Annotated in this window: 5 protein-coding genes; 4 read left to right on the forward strand and 1 reads right to left on the reverse strand. The window is 32.4% G+C overall.

The window, feature by feature from the left end:
• Positions 1 to 55: 55 nt before the first annotated feature.
• The 4 genes from HYG89_RS06025 to HYG89_RS06040 all read left to right on the forward strand — a co-directional run bounded on the left by HYG89_RS06025 (position 56) and on the right by HYG89_RS06040 (position 2470).
• Positions 56 to 373, forward strand: coding sequence for a DUF2523 domain-containing protein (locus HYG89_RS06025; RefSeq protein WP_178866627.1), 318 nt, complete (start codon positions 56 to 58; stop codon positions 371 to 373).
• 69 nt (positions 374 to 442) lie between these two features.
• Positions 443 to 1684, forward strand: a complete 1242-nt coding sequence (locus HYG89_RS06030; RefSeq protein WP_178866629.1) for a zonular occludens toxin domain-containing protein — start codon at positions 443 to 445, stop codon at positions 1682 to 1684.
• Between the two features lie 19 nt (positions 1685 to 1703).
• Positions 1704 to 1874 carry a hypothetical protein gene (locus HYG89_RS06035; protein WP_178866631.1) on the forward strand — a complete coding sequence of 57 codons (171 nt, stop codon included), beginning with the start codon at positions 1704 to 1706 and terminating at the stop codon, positions 1872 to 1874.
• 389 nt (positions 1875 to 2263) lie between these two features.
• Positions 2264 to 2470 carry a hypothetical protein gene (locus HYG89_RS06040; protein WP_178866633.1) on the forward strand — a complete coding sequence of 69 codons (207 nt, stop codon included), beginning with the start codon at positions 2264 to 2266 and terminating at the stop codon, positions 2468 to 2470.
• A 297-nt stretch (positions 2471 to 2767) separates the two neighbouring features.
• On the opposite strand, the gene HYG89_RS06045 is transcribed toward HYG89_RS06040, so the two are convergent.
• On the reverse strand, positions 2768 to 3535 hold the full coding sequence (locus HYG89_RS06045; protein WP_178866635.1) for a serine protease: 768 nt from the start codon (positions 3533 to 3535) through the stop codon (positions 2768 to 2770).
• Between the last annotated feature and the right edge of the window lie 148 nt (positions 3536 to 3683).

Consider the following 3683-nt stretch of genomic DNA (forward strand, 5'->3'; position numbering starts at 1 on the left):
ATCAATAATTGAACCGCTCTTTCTCTGATTTCAGGGGTATATTTTGGTTTTGTCATTGGAACATTCTCTCAAGAAAGTTGGTCTCCGACAAACCCGGTACGGTTCACTATCAACACTATTTGCATCCTTACAAAAAGGACTATTAAAAAATGTACTGACAGGTGCAGGTATTACCTTGGCAACCAGTGGAGCATTATTGCTGGTCCTCAATACTGCAGTGACTACCTTTAAAAATTCATTGGGTGGAATTTCTGTCACAGTATTAAATCTTGCTGGATTAGCCGGATTTGATTATGCCTTTTCCATTATTTTAGGCGCAATTGTCACTAAATACGTCCAAAACTCATCAAAACTGACTTTAAGAAAGATGTAGGTGCAGTATGAGGACGACGAGGAGCTTCGACGAGAAGGACGATTACTGTACCAAAGGAATCAATAAATTATGTTAAATCTAGTGACAGGTGTAAATGGTGCTAGTAAGACAGCTTATGTAGTTACTGAATTAGATAAAATTGAACGTCAAAATAAAGTTAATTTAGAAAAGAACAAATCAATCTATCAGCACAATCAATCATTATTTGAAAAATATAAAGATGACTTTGGCTATTATGAAATTGAAGTTGGTTCGGGGCATGAATTAAAAACCGAACTTGAGTTTTTAGCTGATGATTATTTTAGTTTTTTAGGTCAAGACTTTGATGATTTACGACCTGATGATTATTTTCTACGTGCAGTTCGATACAATGAAATTATAGAACGAATAGAAGATCGGGAGGGTGAGCAGGGCTTTAAACTCTTTCAACCTGTACGAACCATTTACAGCAATATCAAAGCTTTAAAAATTGACTATGTTCGAGCAAACGTCTATGACTGGCGAACTTGTCCTGATGGCTCAATCATCGTGATTGATGAAGTTCAGCTTGTTGAACCGTATGCTACAACCAAAGTTAAAGATGAAATGATCATGGAGTTGACTATACATCGGCATCGTGGTTTTGATTTCTATTTTATTACTCAATTTCCGAACCTTTTACACCCAGTAGTTAAAGCTCTTATCGGTTGCCATTATCATATTACACGTCCGTATGGACGTACTCCCAAGATTTACCGTTTCGGCTCTTGTCGAGATTATCCTAATACATTGGTCAATAAACTTAACTGTGAAGCTAAATTCGATTTCAAGCCACAATTACGCATCTTTAAATTATATAAATCAACGGCAATTAATACACATAAACCAAGATACCCAAAGGGTTTAATTGGTTGGGGTATATTTATCATGATGGCAATTTGTTTATTTTTATATTCGTGTTCAGGTGCAAGCAAATCATCTCTATCACCTCTAAAAAAAGATGAACCTAAAGCTGTAGTTGCATCAGATATTAAAGAAAAAAATTTAGTGAAATCAGATATTGAAACTATAGAACAAAAGCCTGAAATGACTTTAGAGCAGCAAGAGTTATCAAGAATAGCCATGATTATGGATTCATCATCTGATTGTTATGCTAAAAATTCTTATGGTGATATCATTGATATTACGGTTGATGAATGTAAAAAATTATCTGCTAAAAATAGTAAAATGTCTTTTTCAAAGATGAGAAAAGAGCAATATTCACAAGAGAATGTTTCTTTAAATAGTAATGAATATGTGGCTTATAAATCGACAGCTTATCCAAATCTTTAGTGATTATTGAGAATACATAATGAAACTTATTCAATTTAAATTAAATCATTTAGATAAAACTCAATTTGATATGCAAGATATTGAATATAAGGATATTATTAATTATGAGATAGTTAGAGAAGCTATCTGTGGTTTAATATTTAAATTAAGTAGACTGGAAAAAATAGTTGATTCTGGCTTTGTTGCATAAATATGTAAGCATCTGATTTAAATAAATTTAATTTTGGATCAAAAAATAATCAAAACTTTTAAAATCATATAGTTATGAAATCTTTGTGCAACAAAGCCGTTGATTCTAATCAACAGGAAATTATTCAAAAAAATATTAACAAACTCATATATATAAGAGATAATATTCAAATTCAAGATCATTTGTCTATAAAAAATATCATGAATGAGATTAGGAGTTTTGAATTTTAAAATATAGATTTTATTGGGGCTGCTTAAACGCATAAAATTGTATAAAAACCATCAATCTTAGATTGATAGGTTTTTAACAATTATAGTGGCTTAAGTAGCAAGCAAGGACTGAAAATATCAATTTTCCAATGGAAATAACAGACGCGCTAGGTTGAATATATGGGATATAAGCGTTCAATAGGGGCAATGCGTAAAGAAGACTGGAAAAAACTTGTTGAAATGTTAGGTGATTATCTAGTTTATGTTCAAGCAGATGACTGCTCAAGTAATGATAAAATTAATGATGTTAAACTATTGATTCATAAGCTACAACATCATTTAGATAGACCAATACAGCAAAGCTACAGTTTTAATCGTTGGTCATAATTTTAATTTCCCGCAACCTATAATATGCGGGAAACGATTGATGAGATTTGCCTCATATTTCCAGATATTGAAGTCATAGCCACGCAGACTTGCGTAGGTTTGACTGATACGCAAGTCGAGTAGCGGTCTGATTTCCGCATAACTTATGTTATGTTACTTGGGATACACTTGACGGTAAGATAATTTATTATTGCAACCGTCAAGTGCAGCACCAACGATAGATAATTGTAGGGTGCTGTCTTCAGATATCCTATTTAACATAAAATGAAGTTATGCGACTTCAGAATGACTTAAATTTTATATTTCATTCTGTTCAATAATTTCTAAAATTTTGTAAGCTTTCCATGCATACCCAATATCTAAATATTGTTTGTCACTACATCGAGTAAATGTGCTTGAATTTACACCTGCTAGAATACATCTCGCATTAACTCTTGCATTTCCAGATGTATCTGAATAGGTCTCAAAATTCTCATTTACAATACAAATTGGGCTACCGCTAGAACCTTCGAAAATACTAGCATCAAGTAGAAAAGTTTCTTTTCCTTCAAAATCGGTATATAAGGGTGTTGCTAAATATCCACTTCGTGCTATTGGGAGATTATTAACCTCATCTCTAAAAGCATTTGGATACCCCACAAAGAATACTTTTTCCATTGCAACAATATCTTTAGTTTGTTCTTTTGTGGCAATGCTATCAGCAGTTAAACAACGATAAAAAATATATTGTTGTTGTTCATGAAGGGCAGCCATTGTCCCTGTAAGATCAAAAACAGCTAAATCCACTTCATCATCAGTATGAAATTTCCAGCCGTTAATCCATTCATCATTTGTAAAATGATGAATAAAATCACCTACTTTATTTTCTGGATTTAGCGACTCTGATCTATGAAATCTAATTTGGCATTCAGTCTGATCTTTTACAACATGTTTATTGGATACTAGATAGACTCGCCCATATTGCCCTAAAGTTCTAGAAAGTAAAAAGGCTGTTCCTGAGCTTTGAGCTGATTGAATCATTACAGTAGAGTAATAAAGCTGATCTTTTATTGACTTAGGTTGCATATGACTAAATATCTCTTATTTATTCGGTTCTGATTAAACCATAAAAAAGAGTCCACGTTATCTAATGGTGGACTCTAGTCCCAAATTTGAGACTAATAGGGTATCTGTGTTCTATTAGTTACATATAATTACAAATTATAAAAAATTA

The organism is Acinetobacter sp. SwsAc5, from assembly GCF_013391485.1.
In the GTDB taxonomy this organism is placed as follows: domain Bacteria; phylum Pseudomonadota; class Gammaproteobacteria; order Pseudomonadales; family Moraxellaceae; genus Acinetobacter; species Acinetobacter towneri.